Source organism: Nitrospirillum karajorum, from assembly GCF_036348415.1.
Lineage (GTDB): Bacteria > Pseudomonadota > Alphaproteobacteria > Azospirillales > Azospirillaceae > Nitrospirillum > Nitrospirillum amazonense_B.
Genome location: NZ_JAZBQB010000001.1, coordinates 15781 through 32273 on the forward strand (window position 1 = coordinate 15781; position 16493 = coordinate 32273).

A 16493-nucleotide genomic window follows, 5' to 3' on the forward strand; every position below is an offset into this window, starting at 1 on the left:
GCCTACCCCAGCCACGCGGCCAGATCGGCCAGAGCGCGGCGGGTGTAAGCCAGCTTGCGCTCCTTGCCACGCAGTTCCCGGCCACGGGCATCGCGCTCGGTGGGTGGGGGGAACAGGCCGAAGTTCACGTTCATGGGCTGGAAGGTCTCAGCCTCCGCCCCGCCGGTGATGTGGCCCAGCAGGGCGCCCAGGGCGGTGGTGACGGGCGGCGGGACCACAGGGTTGCCCAGGCGTTCGGCGGCGGCAAGGCGGCCGGCCATCAGCCCGACCGAGGCGCTTTCCACATAGCCTTCGCAGCCGGTGATCTGCCCGGCGAAGCGCAGGCGGGGGGCCGCCTTCAGTCTCAGGGTGGGGTCCAGCAGGCGGGGGCTGTTCAGGAAGGTGTTGCGGTGCAGGCCGCCCAGGCGGGCGAACTCGGCATTTTCCAGCCCCGGGATCATGCGAAACACCCGCGTCTGGTCGGCATACTTCATCTTGGTCTGGAAGCCGACCAGATTGTAAAGCGTGCCCAAGGCGTTGTCCTGGCGCAGCTGGACGACGGCGTAGGGCCGGCGGTCATCATGCGGGTTGGTCAGGCCCACCGGCTTCATGGGGCCATAGCGCAGAGTGTCCAGGCCCCGCTCAGCCATGACCTCGATGGGCAGGCAGCCCTCGAAATACGGCGTGTCCTTCTCCCATTCCTTGAACTCGGTCTTGGGCGCATCGATCAGGGCCTGGATGAAGGCCTCGTATTGCGCCTTGTCCATGGCGCAGTTGATATAATCCTTGCCCGTGCCACCGGGGCCCACCTTGTCATAGCGCGATTGGAACCAGGCGCGGCTCAGATCGATGCTGTCGAAATGGACGATGGGGGCGATGGCGTCGAAGAACGACAGCTGCGCCTCGCCCGTCAGTTCGAGGACGGCGGCGGCCAGCGCGGGGGAGGTGAGGGGGCCGGTGGCGACGATGACGCTGTCCCACTCCTCCGGAGGCAGGCCCGCCACCTCATCCCGTACCACCGTCACCAGCGGGTGGGCGGTCAGCCTGGCCGTCACCGCTTGGGCAAAGGCGTCACGGTCCACGGCCAGCGCGCCGCCGGCCGGCACCTTGTGCTCATCCGCGCACGCCAGGATGAGGGAGCCGCAGCGCCGCATCTCTTCGTGCAGCAGCCCGACGGCGTTGTACTCATGATCATCGGAACGGAAGGAGTTGGAGCAGACCAGCTCGGCGAAATGCTCGGTCTGGTGCGCCTCCGTCCCCCGCACGGGCCGCATCTCATGCAGCACCACCGGCACCCCCGCCTGGACCAGCTGCCAGGCTGCCTCGCTGCCGGCCATGCCGCCGCCGATGACGTGCACAGGGCCGTTGGCGTTCGTTGATGTGGGGGTATCGCTCATGACCGGACCTTGCTTCCACCAAAACTGAAACCGCGTGCGGCCAAAGACGCCAGCCGGCGCCGTCCGTCAAGCCTCTGGTGCCGCGGAGGCATCTTACATCCGGCGCCCCTTATCCCTATGTATGGGGCGGGCATTGCGGCGGGCGCCGCCGCCATGCCATAGTGCCGCGCCTTAACGGGCGTCGGTATCGACCTCACACCTTATTCAGGACACGGGACCCACCCATGGGCTCTTTCAGCATTTGGCATTGGCTGATCGTTCTTTTCATCGCTCTGCTGCTGTTCGGCAACCGTCTGCCCCGCATGATGGGCGACTTCGGCAAGGGCATTAAGAACTTCAAGGCCGGCCTGAACGAACAGGAAGAAGGCGGCGCCTCCGCGCCCCGCTCGATCGATGGCCACACGGACGCCTCGACGACCGCCGCGCCCAAGGACACCGTTTCCAAGGGCTGAGCCGGCGGCGGCCGGGCCTGGACCCGGCCGCGCGCAAGCGGAAGTGTCGTGCCGAACGGCCGGGGTGCGTCAGCGCCCGGGGCCGTGTTCGGCCGATCTGGGGAATTGTCGGGAATAAGGCTCGCCGTCCATGTTCGACATCGCATGGTCCGAACTCGCGCTCATCGGGGTGGTGGCGCTGGTCGTCATCGGGCCCAAGGACCTGCCGGTCGCGCTTTACACGGCGGGGAAATGGATGCGCAAGGCGCGCCTGCTGGCCCGTGACTTCCAGTCCCACCTGGACGACATGGTGCGTCAGGCGGAGCTGGAGGATCTGCGCAAGCAGGCCCAGAAGGTGGCCCAGTTCGACCTGACGGCCGAGGTCACCAAGATGGTGGACCCGACCGACAGCGTGCGCCAGGCGTTGGAGATCAACCCGACCGCGTCGCTGACGGCGACCGAGGTGACGCCCACGCCCACCGCAGCGCCGGAATCTGGCACGGTCGAGGTTCATCCCGAAGTCAAGCCCGCCGAATCCGAATTGTCGGCGCCCGAGTTGCCGGCCATTGGCTCCCCCGCCATGCCCCTGATCCTGCCGGAATCGACGCCCGAGGCGGCGGCCGAGCCCCTGCCGGTGGCGCCGCCCCCGGTGACGCATGCCGATCCCGCTGGCGCCGAGGCGCCGGTCCCGACCAAATCCTGATAGGGCCAGCGCCCCATGGCCGATCCCACCCAAGACGAAATCGACGCCTCGCGCATGCCGCTGCTGGATCATTTGATCGAGCTGCGCAACCGCCTGATCATTTCCATATCGGCGCTGCTAGTCGCGTTCCTGGTCTGCTACCAGTTCGCCGCCCGCATCTACGGCTGGCTGCTGGTCCCCATGGTCAAGGCGTGGGGTGAACATGCGCCAGAGCATAAGCTGATCTTCACCGCGCCTACCGAGGCCTTCTTCACCTATGTGAAGGTGTCTTTGTGGGCGGCGGCGCTGATCGCCTTCCCCATCATTGCCCAGCAGATATGGAAGTTCGTGGCGCCCGGCCTGTACAAGCATGAGCGCAAGGCTTTTCTGCCCTTCCTTTTGGCGACGCCGGTGCTGTTTCTGCTCGGCACCTGCATGGTTTATTTCTTCGTGATGCCTACGGCGCTCAGCTTCTTCCTCAGCTTTGAGCAGAGGGGCGGGGCAGGGGTTGTTCCCATCGTGGCCGAGACGCGGGTGGAACAGTACCTGTCCTTTGCCATGTCGCTGATCTTCGCCTTCGGCATCGCCTTCCAGATGCCGGTGCTGCTCAGCCTGCTGGTGCGCGTCGGTATCCTGACCGCCGACCAGCTGGCGTCGAAGCGCCGTTACGCCATCGTGTTGATCTTCGTGCTGGCCGCCATCCTGACGCCGCCCGATCCCATCAGCCAGACCACGCTCGCGGCCCCCATGATCGTGCTTTATGAGGTGTCGGTGTTCGCCGCCCGGCGTATCGAGCGTAGCCGGGCGCGGGAGTTGGCGAAGGCGGAGGCGGCGGAGAAGGCCGCGAACGGCGAGGGCACGCCCGGTTGAGGCCGGGCCTGACACCCGGTGTGCGGCCAAAATGGCGGGGCGGGCTGGACCCCGGTGGGGCTTCCCGCTTATAAGTCGGTGACCAACGTCTAACCGTCTTCCAAGAAGCCTGCCATGCATGACCTCCGCGTCCTCCGCGACAATCCCGAAGCCTTTGACGGCGGCTTGGCCCGCCGCGGGTTGCCGCCCCAGTCCGCCGTCGTGCTGGATCTGGACGCCCGCCGCCGCGCGGCCCAGACGGCGCTTCAGGACATGCAGGCCCGCCGTAACGAGGCGTCGAAGCTGATCGGCGCCTATAAGAAGGACGGCAAAGACGCCCAGCCGCTGATGGACGAGGTGGCCGGCCTGAAGGACCGCATGGCGGAGGCCGAGGCCACCGAAAAGGCGCTCTCGGAGGAGCTGGACCGCCTGTTGTCGACCATCCCCAACCTGCCGGCCGCCGATGTGCCGCAGGGCAAGGACGAGCATGACAATGTGGAGCGCCATCGCGTCGGCACCCCGCCGGTGATCGAAAACGCCAAGGAGCATTTCGACCTGGGGGAGGCGCTGGGCTTCATGGACTTCGGCGCCGCCGCCAAGCTGTCGGGTGCCCGCTTCACCGTCCTGAAGGGCCCGCTGGCCCGGTTGGAGCGGGCGCTGGGCGACTTTATGCTGGACACCCATACGCGCGAGTTCGGCTATACCGAGGTGTCGCCGCCGCTGATGGTGCGGGACGAGGCGGCCTTCGGCACCGGACAGCTGCCCAAGTTCGCCGAGGATCTGTTCCAGACCAACACCGGGCACTGGCTGATCCCCACGGCCGAGGTGCCGCTGACCAACCTGGTGGCCGACAGCATCCTGGATGCCGAGGAACTGCCCCTGCGCATGACGGCGCGCACGCCCTGCTTCCGCGCCGAGGCGGGTGCTGCCGGTCGCGACACGCGCGGCATGATTCGCCAGCACCAGTTCTACAAGGTGGAAATGGTCAGCGTGACCACGCCCGATCAGTCGGCCGCGGAGCATGAGCGCATGACCGAGGCGGCGGAGACGGTGCTGAAGCGCCTGGGCCTGCCCTTCCGCACCGTCACCCTGTGCACCGGCGACATGGGCTTCAGCGCGGCCAAGACCTACGACATCGAGGTGTGGCTGCCGGGCCAGAACATGTACCGGGAAATCAGCAGCTGCTCCAACTGCGGGGACTTCCAGGCCCGTCGCATGAAGGCCCGTTGGCGCCACAAGGGCGACAAGAACACCCAGTTCGTCCACACCCTGAACGGCTCAGGCGTGGCGGTGGGGCGCGCCCTGCTGGCGGTGATGGAGAACTACCAGGAGGCTGACGGTTCCATCCGCGTGCCGGATGTCCTGGTGCCCTACATGAACGGGCTGGAGCGTATCGTCCGTGGCTGAGGGCGTGCCGATGCGGGCCCCAGGGGCGGAAGACCGCCCCCTGCGCATCCTCATCAGCAACGATGATGGTATCCACGCCCCCGGTCTGGCGGCGCTGGAGCGCATCGCGCGGCAGTTGACCGACGATGTCTGGGTGGTGGCGCCGGATGCCGAGCAGTCCGCCGCCAGCCATTCGCTGACCATCCACCGTCCCCTGCGGATGAAGCGTTTGGCCGACCGGCGCTACACCGTGGATGGCACGCCCACCGACTGCGTCCTGTTGGCCGTGAACCACCTCATGGCGGACCATCGCCCGGATGTGGTGTTGTCCGGCGTCAACCACGGGCAGAACCTGGGTGAGGACGTGACCTATTCCGGCACCGTCGCCGCCGCCATGGAGGCGACCTTGCTGGGCGTTCGCGCCTTCGCCTTCAGCCTGCGCCTGCGCGATGGCCGGGACCCGGACTGGGCGACGGCTGAGCGATGGGGGCCAGAGGTCGTGCGCAAGGGGGTGGCGGTCGACTGGCCCCGCCACGTGCTGCTGAACGTGAACTTCCCGGCAGTGGAGCCGGACACGGTGGCCGGCATCCATGTCGTCCGCCACGCCAACCGCAAGGCCGGGGATGATTTGTTCGAGCGTACGGACCCGCGCGGCCGGCCCTATTTCTGGATCGGCGCCGCCCGGGGGCTGGACCAGGTGCCGGAAGACACGGACGTCCATGTGGTCGAGGCGCTGGGCGGCATTTCCGTCACGCCGATCCATCTCGACCTGACGCACTACGAGACCTTGAAGCGGCTGGAGGGGGTATTCGGGTGAGCAGCGCCGCGCGCAAGATCCGTCTGTTGATGCTGTTGCGCCGCAATGGCGTGAACAGCACGGATGTTTTGCGCGCCATGGAGCTGATCCCGCGGGAGGTGTTCGTGCCCCCGACCTTCCACGACCAGGCCTACGAGGACACGGCGTTGCCCATCGGTCACGGCCAGACCATCAGCCAGCCCATGGTGGTCGGCCTGATGACCCAGGCCCTGCACCTGAACGATCGCCTGAAGGTGCTGGAGATCGGCACCGGTTCGGGCTATCAGGCGGCGGTGTTGGCCAAGATGGCCCGCCGGGTTTACACCATCGAACGTCACCGCCCCTTGTTGGCGGAGGCGGAGTCGCGCTTCCAGGCCCTGCGCCTGCACAACATAACGGCCCGCCATGGCGACGGCATGCGCGGGTGGCCCCAAGCGGCACCCTTCGAGCGTATCCTGGTGACGGCGGGCGGCGGCATGGACCCACCCCCGGACCTGATGGACCAGCTTGCGGTGGGGGGCATCATGGTCATACCCTTGGGGCCCGACCGGCGTAGCCTGCACGTCGTGCGCCTGCGTAAGACGGAGGCCGGGGTGGAGCGGGAGCAGCTGTGGCCGGTTCGGTTCGTTCCGCTGTTGCCGGAGGTTCCGGCCGAACCGGGCGCCGCGGTGTCGACCGGGGGGATGCCAGGGACTATGCCGCCGGCCCTAATTCCGCCCGACTTTTCCGACGTAATCCATCAGCGGGCGTGATGCCTTACCTCGAACGAAAAAGTGCGATGGCCTTGACGATTTTCCGCCCGACGACTGTCGCCGCGTTTGCGGCCGAGGCCGTTGATGCTCCGGTTCCCGCCGCCGCGCCGGGCCTGTCCCGGCTGATGATGCGGGGCGCCCTCGCGGGTGCCCTGGCGCTGGGCCTGTCCGCCTGCGCCACCCGGTCGGAGCCGCCCGCCCCCGTGGTCACGCCCCCGCCCACGCCGTCCAACGTCATCTTCGTCTCCAAGGGCGAGACGATCTATGACGTCGCCAAGCGCTATAACGTGCCCCTGCGCGACCTGATCGATGAGAACCACCTGCAACCGCCCTATACCGTGACGCCGGGGCAGCGGCTGGTGGTGCCCACGCCGCACACCTACGTGATCAAGCCGGGCGACACCCTCTATGGCATCGCCCGCACCTTCAACGTGGACAGCAACGAGTTGGCGCGCCTCAACAATCTGGGGCCTCCCTACTTGCTGCGCGTGGGGCAGACGCTGAACCTGCCGCATTCCGGGGCCGCGCCAGGCTGGACGCCACCAGGGAATGCACCGGTGGTGGCCGAAGCGCCGCCGCCGGTGGCGGCACCCCGGCCGGGTGTGACGACGGCGGGTCGCGCGCCCGTGACGGTGGCGCCCCCGTCGGCAACGGCGCCTCCCCCGGTCACCGCCGCCCCCAGGCGGACGGTGGAAAGCCAGGTCTTGTCCTCCCCACAGGCTTCGGCGCCGTCATCGGCACCGCTTCCCACCGGCAGCACGGGGGCGGCTATTCCGCCTGGCGCGACAGCGGCGCCGGCCGCCCGCTGGGCGCCTGTCACCCCGGGTGCTTCGTCCGAGCCCACCGACACGCCGTCGGCCGCCGCTCCACCAGCCGCCACCCCGGCGCCGACCCGTGCCCCGGGGACTGCGGCCCCGCCGGCCGTGGTTGCGGCCGTGCCGGCGGTGCCGTCCGCCCCCGAGGCGCCAGCGCCCACGCCCAAGTCGGGTGCGCGGTTCCTGTGGCCGGTGACGGGTCAGGTCATCTCCACCCATGGGCCCAAGCCGGGCGGCCAGTACAACGATGGCATCAATATCGCGGCCCCCACCGGTACGCCGGTGGTGGCGGCCGATGCCGGTGTCGTCAAATACGCCGGCAACCAGTTGCGCGGCTTCGGCAACCTGGTCCTGATCCAGCACGCCGATGGCCTGGTCACCGCTTACGCCCAGCTGGACCAGATCATGGTGGAGGCGGGGGCCAAGGTGGCGCGGGGCCAGCGCATCGGCACCGTCGGGGCGACTGGAAACGTGACCAGCCCACAGCTGCACTTCGAGGTGCGGGCGCCCGGCAATAAGGTCTTGGATCCCATGGAGGTTTTGGACTCGGGGAAGGGCGGGCGCTGACCCGGTCATCCCTGCCTAGCGGGGCCCGGCATAAAAAGGGGGCGGCAGATTTTGCCGCCCCTGCCATTTTCAGCAGTTTGCAAAAATACGAATGATTCCAGCGGTATAGTCCGCTGCTCCGGTTGGCCCGGGCTTTGCGTAGTGGGAGGCGGATCGGCCATGGGGGTCGGTCCCCTGCGCGGAAGTCCCCGCCACCGAGGCCCGGTCCCATGAGTTTGTTCAGCGCGCTGAATACGGCCGCCAACAGCCTGAATGTCATTCAGGCCGGCATCCAGGTCGTTTCAGAGAACATGAACAACGCCACGAACGCGGATCGTACGAAACACACCGTTTCGCAAACGACCGATCCGTTGAGCGGAGTCAGCATCTCGCAGTATTCGCGTTCGGTGGACGCGGCCCTGCAGGCGCAGTTGCACGGGACCACGTCCGAGAACGGGATGCAGCAGGTGCTGTCCCAATATATGGGGCAGATCGGAAACCTGCTGGGCAGCACCCTCTCGAACTCCGCCAGTGATACGGCAACGCCCAAGCTGACCCAGGCGTTCCAGGATTTCACCTCCTCCCTGCAGGCCCTGTCGGCCGCGCCCGAAAACGCCGTGGCGCAGAACCAGGTGGTGCAGAAGGCCCAGGCCCTGGTCCAGACCATCCACACCCTCTCGGCGGGTGTCGACCAGATGGCGACCCAGGCCAAGAGCGACATCACCCAGACCGTGACGTCGATCAACACCGATCTCACCCAGATCGACCAGTTCAACGCCACCATCACCGCTCTGAAATCCAGCAACCAGCCGACGGCCGATTTCGAGGACCAGCGCGACGCGACGCTGCGCGACCTGGCCTCCAAGATCAATATCCGCACCACCCTGCGCGATGACGGCTCCATCGCCGTGTTCACGCCCACGGGCGCCACCCTGGTGGATGGCACCACCACGCAGCTGAGCTATGACAAGGGTGTGATCTCCGGCGCCGGCGGCGCCGACATCACCGCCGCCGTCAGCAGCGGCAAGCTGGGCGGCCTTCTGGATCTGGTCGCGGACAACTCCCCGGCGCCGGCCAGCGGTGACCCGACGACCGAGGTGTTCCGTAAGCTGAAGTCGCAGCTGAATGCCATCGCGGGTGCTTTGACCGGTTCCACCCAGGCAGGGCAGCCGACCAGCATCACCGACGCCTATAACAACGCGGGCCCCACCAACGACGGTGAGCTGGATACCGGTCTGTTCACCGGCGGCGATGCCGGCACCCTGGCGGTCAACAAGTCCCTGCTGAACGGTACCAAGACCATCAAGCAATCGGCGGTCAATGCCATGGTCAGCGCCATGACGGCGACAGGCCGCACCCTGACGGCCGACGGCTTGACCCTGACCAACGTCAGTTATGGCGGCATGGCTGACCAGGTGGGCAGCAACTGGTCCACCATCCAATCCAATGTCAACACCCAAGCTACCACCACCTCATCCTTCATGAACACCCTGCAGACGCGCTACGCCAGCTCGACCGGGGTCAACATGGATGAGGAGGTCGCGAACCTTCAGGTCCTTCAGCGCAACTATTCGGCAACCGCCCGGGTGATCTCGGTCATCGGGCAGATGTTCGACGCTCTTTCGCAGGCCGTGACATGACCATCTCCCGTGTGAGCTCTTACGGCAATTACCTGTCGCTGCTGAACGGCATCAACGGGTCTTCGACGACCCTGGCCGACCTGCAGCAGCAGTTCAATTCCGGCATCAAGTCGCAGGATCTCTCCGCCTATGGCTCGCAGGCCAACCGGCTGCTCGACCTGAAGACCCAATATGCCCAGCACACCGGCTACGCCAACGCCATCACGACGGCCACCACCCAGGTGAACGCCACCGAAAAAGCGCTGTCGTCGATGCAGACCATCGTCTCCAACTTGCTGAGCTCGGCCAATATACCAGCGGGGGCGGGGTCGCCTTCGGTATCCGCGGTCACCTCGTCCAGCAACGGCAACCTGGGCCTGTCGGTCGATAGCAGCAAATCGGTGTTCGCCGCTGCCGCCACCTACACGGTCACCGCCGTGCCGTCGAACGGCGGCAAGGCCGGCAGCTATGACGTCACCGTCAACGACGGTATGGGCGGCATATCCACCAAGACCATCAACTTGACCGCCGTGCCGCCTGATGATGGCCAGCAGACCTTCCAGATGACTGGTGGCCCCGGTGATGGCGCGTCCATCAGTCTGAACATCAACCAGTTGAAGGGGCCCGGAAGCGCCACCTTCAGTGTCGCCTACCCGGATCTGGCGGCGCCCAAGGCGTTGTTGCAGGGGGCGCTGACGCAGCTTTCCAGCTTGCTGAACACCAAGGCCGGCGACCGCTACATTTTCGCCGGTAGCCGCTATGACACCGCCCCGGTGGGCAACCTGTCGGCCACCAAGCAGGTGAGCCAGGTCACCCTGACCGGCAATACGCTGGGTACGGCGGGCGACATCTATACGATGTCCGTGGCAGGCAAGCAGTTGACCTACACGACGACCGGGTCGGAAACGAGCATGTCCGACATCCTCAATGCCTTCGCGTCACAGATCAACGACCCGAATCAGCTGGCCATCGCCAACGGGCAGACGCCGCCACTGCCGCTGACGGCTTCTGTCATCGGTAATCAACTGACCCTGATTGGCAATTCGGCAGGCTATTCGTTCGACGTCTCCTCGAACGTCTACCCCGTGGCCGGCTATCAGAATACGGTCACGCCGGCCGGTGATCCGACGCTGCTGGGCTATCCCGGCTACACCAGCCACACCGACCAGGACAACGTCTATTCCCAATACACGTCGCAATTGGCGGTCGCCGCGGACCCAACCGCCGTGCCGCCGACGACCGCCGTACCGCAGATCGACAACGTCAACCTGAATGGTCCCAGCGTCGACGTTGGTGACGTGTTCACCATCAACATGGGGAACCGCAACACCATCAATGTCACCAGCGACGATGCCAACGCGGCGAACAACATCAGCTACGACAAGGTCGAGGGTCCAACGGCCTACACCTACGTGATGACCACCGCCGATCTCGCGGCCATGAAGAGCACGGGCCTGCCCACGGCCAATCCGCCGGTGGCCGCCGGCGATGCGATGGGATACGTGGCGGCCAAGCTGGCGGCTCAAATCAATGCGGATCCCCACCGCTCGGCCGACGCCACCGTTACCCTAAACCCACCGGGTTCCGCTCAGGTCACCTTGACCGGCATGGGGTCGCAGCGCTTCGCCACCACATCGACGGTGCAGAACAATACTAACCAGAACCAGATGACGGCCGTGACGTTGGCGCCCTACCAGGCCCCGGGTTCTTTCAGCACCACGGTGACCACGCCGCCCAACCTGGCCCCGTACGATAGCCAGTATCAGTCCGCTATCCAGAACGCGTCGGCTTTCGCCAGCAGCTCGCTGAACGTGGATGACAGCACCAGCGTCACGTACGGCATCAGCTCCAATGATCCCGCCATTCAGAGCCTGGTCATCAGCATCAAGCAGATGCTGTCCGCCGTGAACAATCCGGGGAACTACACGGCGCTGATGAGCAGCGCGCGCTCCAGCATCGTGTCGGCTCAGAGTCAGATCCGGCAACTGGACGCCAGCACCGTGAATGCGCAAAGCCTTCTGGGCACAGCCGCGACCAATCACAAGAACGCCTTGGCCGACATCGAAAACCAGATCGGCAGCATCCAGAACGTCGACCCCACGACTGTGGCAGCACAATTGCAAGCGGCTTTGAACCAGCAGCAGGGCGCCTACACCGTCGCCGGCAAAATCGCTTCCCTTTCCCTTGTCAACTTCCTGAGCTGAGGAGATCCACCATGAACGCCTACACGCCTGCCCAAGCCTTCGCCGCCGCCACCGTCGCCGCCGCCCCGGTGAATGACGAGGCCCAGCGCGCCCGTCTGTTCGACCAATTCAACGCCTATTGGGTGAACGCCGCCAGCGAGGGCGTGCCCTATGACACCATCGGCACCATGTCCGTGATGGCCTCCATCTACGGCATCCTGGCCAAGTACGGTAAGACCACCACCGCGGAATACCTGGAAATCCTGGCTGAAAGCGTTCGCTCCGGCGAGTTCTCGGTGACGCAGGGCGCCTGATCCCGCATCTCCGACGCGACAGGTCCAAAAGGGACCGCGGGTTCAAAAGGAACCCACAGGAACGGACCAGGAAAAGGCCGGGCCGGTCTCCCCAAAAGGGGGAGGACCAGTCCGGCCTTCCTTGTTTGTGGGCCCTTGTTCACGGCCCCCCACGCTTGTGGCCCTCCGATCGGCCGATGCCAGTGACCCGGAAGAAACGGCCGGGTGGCGCCGGCGGTAGGAAAAAATGCCCCGGTGCCGTGGCTTCGCGGCACTTGCTGCCGGGCGGCAATCAGGCGCCGATAGCCGTAGGGCGGATGGGGCGGTGCCGAAAAAACCCTTCCTGATTAGGGGCTTATTTGGGTCGGTGCTCGATGTCGCGTCTCTGCTGAGCGATGTTGGGTGCTTTGGCGACATTCTTCGCAATCTGGCATCCATCTTGCTTTCCTGGAGTGTCAGATACGCAACCGCTCTTTCCTGGGAGCCAGCACCATGAGCATTTTCGGCTCGATGTCCGTCGGTATTTCCGGTTTGCAGGCGCAGTCCACCGCGCTCAGCAACATTTCCGACAACATCGCGAACGCCCAGACGACGGGCTTCAAGCGCATCGACACATCGTTCGAATCCCTGGTCATCTCGGCCAGCAGCACGCAATACCAGGCGGGCGGCGTCCAGGCCCGTCCCGACTACGTCAACAACGTGTCGGGCACGGTGTCGTCGTCGGACACGCCGACCAATCTCGCCATCCGCGGCAACGGGTTCTTCAGCGTCAGCAAGCTGACGACGGTCAACGGGCAGACCGTCGCGTCCGGTGAGCGTTACTACACCCGTGACGGCAGCTTCGCGCTGGACAAGACGCGCACCCTGGTCAACAACTCCGGTTACGCCCTGAACGGCTTCGCCTACGACAGCGCCACGGGCCTGTTCGCCACCTCCGCCAGCCCGGTGCAGGTGACGTCGGACATCGATAGCCCGGTGCCGACCAAGGAAATTGACGTCAAGGCCAACCTGCCGACCAATCCCAGTGGTTCCATCACCCCGACCCAGGTGCAGGTCTATGACAGCGCGGGTACCGCGCATAACGTGAACCTGACATGGCGCCAGGGCGCCACCGCGGGCACTTGGCAGCTGGGCGTCACCGCCGACGGCGCGCAGGGCACAGCGTCGTCCCTGCCCGTGCAGGGCCTGCTGTCCACGGGCTTCCCCGCTGCCAGCAGCGAATCCAGCCTGACGCCAAACACCCTCGACCGCGCCGGCGTGAAGGATGTCACCTTCTCGACCGCGGCCACATCGCCAGCGTTTGGCTTCAACATCGGCGACGTGTACTCCGTCGTCATCAACGGTAAGACTTACAACCAGACCATCACAAAGACCAACGCCGCCCAGTTCAACTCGATGAAGGATATTGCGCAGGCGCTGGCCGACCAGATCAACGGCTCGGACACCTCCAGTGGTGCCACCGCCTCGGTGAGCTCCACCGGCGCGCTGCGCTTGACCGCCCGTACCCCGGGGACTGACTTCACCGCGGTGGGCACCGTCTCCAACGGCGCCATCACCAGCCATACCGTTGGTACCGCCACGACCATCGTGGCGGGCAATGTCAGCACGGGCGTCAAAGGTTCGGTATCCCAGACGGTGGTGGGCGACTCAATCAACATCGACGACAAGTACACAGCCACCGTCAGTGGCACCGACAACGCCGGCAACCCCATCGGCCCCGTGACCGTCTCCGTCACGGTGACCCCGCAGAACATCAATTCGTTGGTCAACCTCAGCGGCGTCATGTCCAAGTTGGCAAGCTTGGTCAACACCGACACCAGCACGACCCCCAGCCTCAAGGGTAATATCTCGGCCTCGGCCACCAACGGGACGTTGACCTTGGCCAGCACCAACCCGGGTCCGGTGTCGTTGTCCATGACCGCCACCGACTCCCCTGACCTGCTCAATACCGCCAACACGTCGATCTACACCGGCAATGTGACGGGCAAGAAAGAGACGGAAAAGCTGACCATCACCGGCCAGCCGGGCGACATCGGGACCAAATACTCCTTCGACATCTCGCCGCCCCTGGCGCAGACGGCCACAGTGACGGCTTCGACGACGTCGGGCACGGTGCCTGACCCCACCTTGCCGACCGATTACACCTTCGACTTCACCAACGGCAATTCTTCCGTCACGGCCACGACGGCCACCAGCGTCGGGCAAGTCTATACCCTTACTTTAGGTGCCACGACCTACAATCTGCAGATCAAGGCGGACAACATTGCCCAGTATCCGGATCTGCAGTCGGCGGTGGCGGGACTGGCGTCGCAGGTTAATAACGACACCTCATCGCCCTTCGTTCTCAACACGGGCGCGTCTACTGCGACTTCCTTGGTGCTGTCGACCAGGGACCTGGGCGCCACCTTGGCGACCAAGCAGGTGACGCCGCCGGGCAAGGCCATTCATGTCTCGTATACCACCGACGGCACCGAGGCCAGCCTGAGCGACATCAGCGGCAAGATCGCGGCACTGATCAACACCCAGGCGTCGCAGCAGGGGCTGGGCGTACAGGCGCTGTCGTCCGGCGGCACGATCACCCTTACCGGCAACACCAACAGCGACAGCTTCTTCACGACCTTGCCGCCGGTCATCGCCGGCCAGACGCCTGGTCACATCAATTTGACCTTTGGCGGCGTGTTGTCCGATGGCACCACGGCCGCGGCCGGTACGTTGAGCCACATGGACTCCACATCGGTTGGCACCGGTAATGCCACCGTCACCGCCGATCAAAGCAACGGTGCTGCGGCCACCGTCGGCTTTGGCATCGACTTCGGCTTTGGTCTGCAGCACTTCACGCTGAACCTGGGGAACTTCGGTCAGCCTTCCGGCCTGACCCAGTTTGACGGCACCAGCATCAATGTCACCTCCAAGGTGCAGGACGGCAGCCCGGCCGGTACCTTCAAGGATGTGCAGATCAACGCCGACGGCACCGTGCTGGCCAACTACGACAACGGCCGCCAGCGCACCATCGCCAAGGTTCCGATCGTGCTGTTCAACAACCCGGACGCCCTGTCGCGTTCCACCGGCAACGTCTTCACCGAGACGGTGGACAGCGGCAAGGCCCGCTTCAACGACACGGGCATCAACGGTGCCGGCGACATCGCCTCCAGCAGCCTGGAAGGCTCCAACGTCGACATCGCGTCGGAGTTCACCCAGCTGATCGTGGCGCAGCGCTCCTACACCGCCAACACCAAGGTCATCACCACCGCCGACGACCTGCTGCAGGACACCATCAACCTGAAGCGCTAAGGCCTGATGGCCCAGGTGCGGCCCATCGCCGCCGTCCTGGGCCTGGTGGTCTTCTGCGTCAAGCACTTGGCATTGCGCCGTCCGCCCCTGGCCTGGGGGCGGGCGGCTTTGTCTTGCGCGCTCGCGCCTGTGGTGTTGAAATGGTTGCATTATTAAAACCAATGCGACCGCATCGGCATGTCCGCCCTTGGTGGCATTTCTGCGTCGCCCGTCTGGGCGCGCGCCTTGACCGGCCCGGCGCCCGCCACCACCACGGCGGGGCAGGGTACATCCGTATCCAACACCAGCCCGCCCAGCCACGCGGCCAGTCCTTACAGCGTCAGGGGCCAAGCATCAGCCGGGGCTGGGGGGGTGGCGCGGCCGGTGCCAGCACCAGATTGACGGATGCGCAACAGCAGCAGGTGGACAAGCTGAAGGCTGTCGACCGATCCGTACGGGCGCATGAGGCGGCCCACAAGGCGGCTGGCGGCCCCTATGCCGGGTCGGAAACCTTCACCTTCACCACTGGGCCCGATGGCCAGCATTATGCCACCGCCGGCGAGGTGGCCATCGACATCGGTTCGGTTCAGGGTGATCCCCAAGCCACCATCGCCAAGCTGGAAACGGTACGCCGTGCCGCCTTGGCGCCAGCCGACCCGTCCGGCCAGGACCGGGCCGTGGCCGCCCAGGCGGAGGCGGGAATTGTCGCCGCGCAGGGGGAAGCGGCCAAGCAGAAGACACAGCCGAAGGACGGACAGCGCGACGCCCTGTCTGGATCTGCCCTGGCCGCGGAGGGCGATATGGCATCGGCAGGCACACAAGAGGTCGGGGCAGGGGGCGTTACCAGCCGTCAGGGGGCGGCCGCCTATCGCAAGACCCAAGGGGCGGTCGATGCCGGGATCGTGCAGGCCGCACAGGCCGCAGCGGCACAGCCCCTGGCGCTGTTCGCTTAGGAGAGCGGCATTCGCCCCCCCTGCGGTGGTGGCGACCAGCGATGATACTTGGTAGTCGGGCCCACTCTACTCAGCGTTATAGCGCAGGGCGCAAATCTTGGTCGCCATGTCGGCCATCACAACACCGCCCTGCTCTTTGGCCAGCGCGGTAGCCTCGTCGCACTTGTGCTGATCGATCAAGCTATCAACCCGCTGCGCGACGTTGGTCAGGCGAGCCTTGGTCGCAGCGGTCATTCCCGTCGGCTCGGGTCCGCAGGGAATAATAGGGCCATGATATAGGTTGAGGTCCGGCTTGACCGGTACTTGACGCGCCTCATTGCTGACCGTGGGCCAGGTGCCACCGCCAGAAGCCGCAAAAGCAGGTGCTGCCAAAGCGATCATCGCCGTCGTCAACACGCACGTCAGGGTCTTCATCCGTAGCCTCCCAGGTTGCTGTGGGGATCGGTCATGGCTTTATTACAACCCATAGGATTTCCCCTTGATCACACTTCTGTCAAAAACTTCTGTTGAGACATCGCACGCCCAGGTGCCGCAGGGAGGAA

Annotated in this window: 14 protein-coding genes; 12 read left to right on the forward strand and 2 right to left on the reverse strand. The window is 65.6% G+C overall.

What is annotated here, in order from left to right; genetic code table 11:
* Positions 1-2: 2 nt before the first annotated feature.
* Entirely contained in the window at positions 3-1376 is a 1374-nt protein-coding gene (gene trmFO / locus UCD39_RS00085) for a methylenetetrahydrofolate--tRNA-(uracil(54)-C(5))-methyltransferase (FADH(2)-oxidizing) TrmFO (protein ID WP_330494134.1), read from the reverse strand.
* A gap of 224 nt (positions 1377-1600) precedes the next feature.
* Between trmFO and UCD39_RS00090 the strand changes: the two genes are divergently transcribed.
* The 12 genes from UCD39_RS00090 to UCD39_RS00145 all read left to right on the forward strand — a co-directional run bounded on the left by UCD39_RS00090 (position 1601) and on the right by UCD39_RS00145 (position 15951).
* Positions 1601-1828 (forward strand): Sec-independent protein translocase subunit TatA, encoded by a 228-nt coding sequence (locus UCD39_RS00090; RefSeq protein ID WP_145730901.1) that lies wholly within the window; start codon positions 1601-1603, stop codon positions 1826-1828.
* A 130-nt stretch (positions 1829-1958) separates the two neighbouring features.
* Positions 1959-2510, forward strand: a complete 552-nt coding sequence (gene tatB, locus UCD39_RS00095; RefSeq protein ID WP_330494136.1) for a Sec-independent protein translocase protein TatB — start codon at positions 1959-1961, stop codon at positions 2508-2510.
* A gap of 15 nt (positions 2511-2525) precedes the next feature.
* Positions 2526-3359 carry a twin-arginine translocase subunit TatC gene (gene tatC / locus UCD39_RS00100; RefSeq protein WP_145730897.1) on the forward strand — a complete coding sequence of 278 codons (834 nt, stop codon included), beginning with the start codon at positions 2526-2528 and terminating at the stop codon, positions 3357-3359.
* A gap of 114 nt (positions 3360-3473) precedes the next feature.
* Positions 3474-4745: a serine--tRNA ligase gene (serS, locus tag UCD39_RS00105; protein WP_330494137.1), complete on the forward strand. Its 1272-nt coding sequence runs from the start codon at positions 3474-3476 to the stop codon at positions 4743-4745.
* A gap of 10 nt (positions 4746-4755) precedes the next feature.
* Complete coding sequence (gene surE / locus UCD39_RS00110) at positions 4756-5541, forward strand: 5'/3'-nucleotidase SurE (RefSeq protein ID WP_330495463.1); 786 nt, start codon at positions 4756-4758, stop codon at positions 5539-5541.
* A complete protein-coding gene (locus tag UCD39_RS00115; protein WP_330494138.1) occupies positions 5538-6272 on the forward strand; it encodes a protein-L-isoaspartate(D-aspartate) O-methyltransferase in 735 nt (244 codons plus the stop codon). Before surE ends, UCD39_RS00115 begins: the two co-directional genes overlap by 4 nt.
* Positions 6273-6298: 26 nt before the next feature.
* Positions 6299-7654 (forward strand): peptidoglycan DD-metalloendopeptidase family protein, encoded by a 1356-nt coding sequence (locus UCD39_RS00120; protein ID WP_330494139.1) that lies wholly within the window; start codon positions 6299-6301, stop codon positions 7652-7654.
* A gap of 209 nt (positions 7655-7863) precedes the next feature.
* Complete coding sequence (flgK, locus tag UCD39_RS00125) at positions 7864-9273, forward strand: flagellar hook-associated protein FlgK (RefSeq protein WP_330494140.1); 1410 nt, start codon at positions 7864-7866, stop codon at positions 9271-9273.
* A complete protein-coding gene (locus UCD39_RS00130) occupies positions 9270-11456 on the forward strand; it encodes a flagellin family protein (RefSeq protein ID WP_330494141.1) in 2187 nt (728 codons plus the stop codon). The genes flgK and UCD39_RS00130 overlap by 4 nt, the downstream gene beginning before the upstream one ends.
* A gap of 11 nt (positions 11457-11467) precedes the next feature.
* Complete coding sequence (locus UCD39_RS00135; protein WP_330494142.1) at positions 11468-11749, forward strand: hypothetical protein; 282 nt, start codon at positions 11468-11470, stop codon at positions 11747-11749.
* 471 nt (positions 11750-12220) lie between these two features.
* Positions 12221-15019: a flagellar hook-basal body complex protein gene (locus UCD39_RS00140; RefSeq protein ID WP_330494143.1), complete on the forward strand. Its 2799-nt coding sequence runs from the start codon at positions 12221-12223 to the stop codon at positions 15017-15019.
* Between the two features lie 377 nt (positions 15020-15396).
* The gene (locus UCD39_RS00145; RefSeq protein ID WP_330494144.1) at positions 15397-15951 is read left to right on the forward strand and encodes a putative metalloprotease CJM1_0395 family protein; all 555 of its coding nucleotides are present in this window, start codon (positions 15397-15399) and stop codon (positions 15949-15951) included.
* Positions 15952-16017: 66 nt separating this feature from the next.
* Here the strand turns inward: UCD39_RS00145 and UCD39_RS00150 are convergent, their stop codons facing one another.
* On the reverse strand, positions 16018-16365 hold the full coding sequence (locus UCD39_RS00150) for a hypothetical protein (protein WP_330494145.1): 348 nt from the start codon (positions 16363-16365) through the stop codon (positions 16018-16020).
* Positions 16366-16493 lie beyond the last annotated feature (128 nt).

What these genes read in the sequence shown, in the direction of transcription:
- flgK (WP_330494140.1), top strand. Translation starts at nt 7,864, where the DNA reads ATGAGTTTGTTCAGCGCGCTGAATACGGCCGCCAACAGCCTGAATGTC.
- trmFO (WP_330494134.1), bottom strand. Translation starts at nt 1,376, where the DNA reads ATGAGCGATACCCCCACATCAACGAACGCCAACGGCCCTGTGCACGTC.
- UCD39_RS00130 (WP_330494141.1), top strand. Translation starts at nt 9,270, where the DNA reads ATGACCATCTCCCGTGTGAGCTCTTACGGCAATTACCTGTCGCTGCTG.
- serS (WP_330494137.1), top strand. Translation starts at nt 3,474, where the DNA reads ATGCATGACCTCCGCGTCCTCCGCGACAATCCCGAAGCCTTTGACGGC.
- UCD39_RS00120 (WP_330494139.1), top strand. Translation starts at nt 6,299, where the DNA reads ATGGCCTTGACGATTTTCCGCCCGACGACTGTCGCCGCGTTTGCGGCC.
- surE (WP_330495463.1), top strand. Translation starts at nt 4,756, where the DNA reads ATGCGGGCCCCAGGGGCGGAAGACCGCCCCCTGCGCATCCTCATCAGC.
- UCD39_RS00150 (WP_330494145.1), bottom strand. Translation starts at nt 16,365, where the DNA reads ATGAAGACCCTGACGTGCGTGTTGACGACGGCGATGATCGCTTTGGCA.
- UCD39_RS00140 (WP_330494143.1), top strand. Translation starts at nt 12,221, where the DNA reads ATGAGCATTTTCGGCTCGATGTCCGTCGGTATTTCCGGTTTGCAGGCG.
- tatC (WP_145730897.1), top strand. Translation starts at nt 2,526, where the DNA reads ATGGCCGATCCCACCCAAGACGAAATCGACGCCTCGCGCATGCCGCTG.
- UCD39_RS00135 (WP_330494142.1), top strand. Translation starts at nt 11,468, where the DNA reads ATGAACGCCTACACGCCTGCCCAAGCCTTCGCCGCCGCCACCGTCGCC.
- tatB (WP_330494136.1), top strand. Translation starts at nt 1,959, where the DNA reads ATGTTCGACATCGCATGGTCCGAACTCGCGCTCATCGGGGTGGTGGCG.
- UCD39_RS00090 (WP_145730901.1), top strand. Translation starts at nt 1,601, where the DNA reads ATGGGCTCTTTCAGCATTTGGCATTGGCTGATCGTTCTTTTCATCGCT.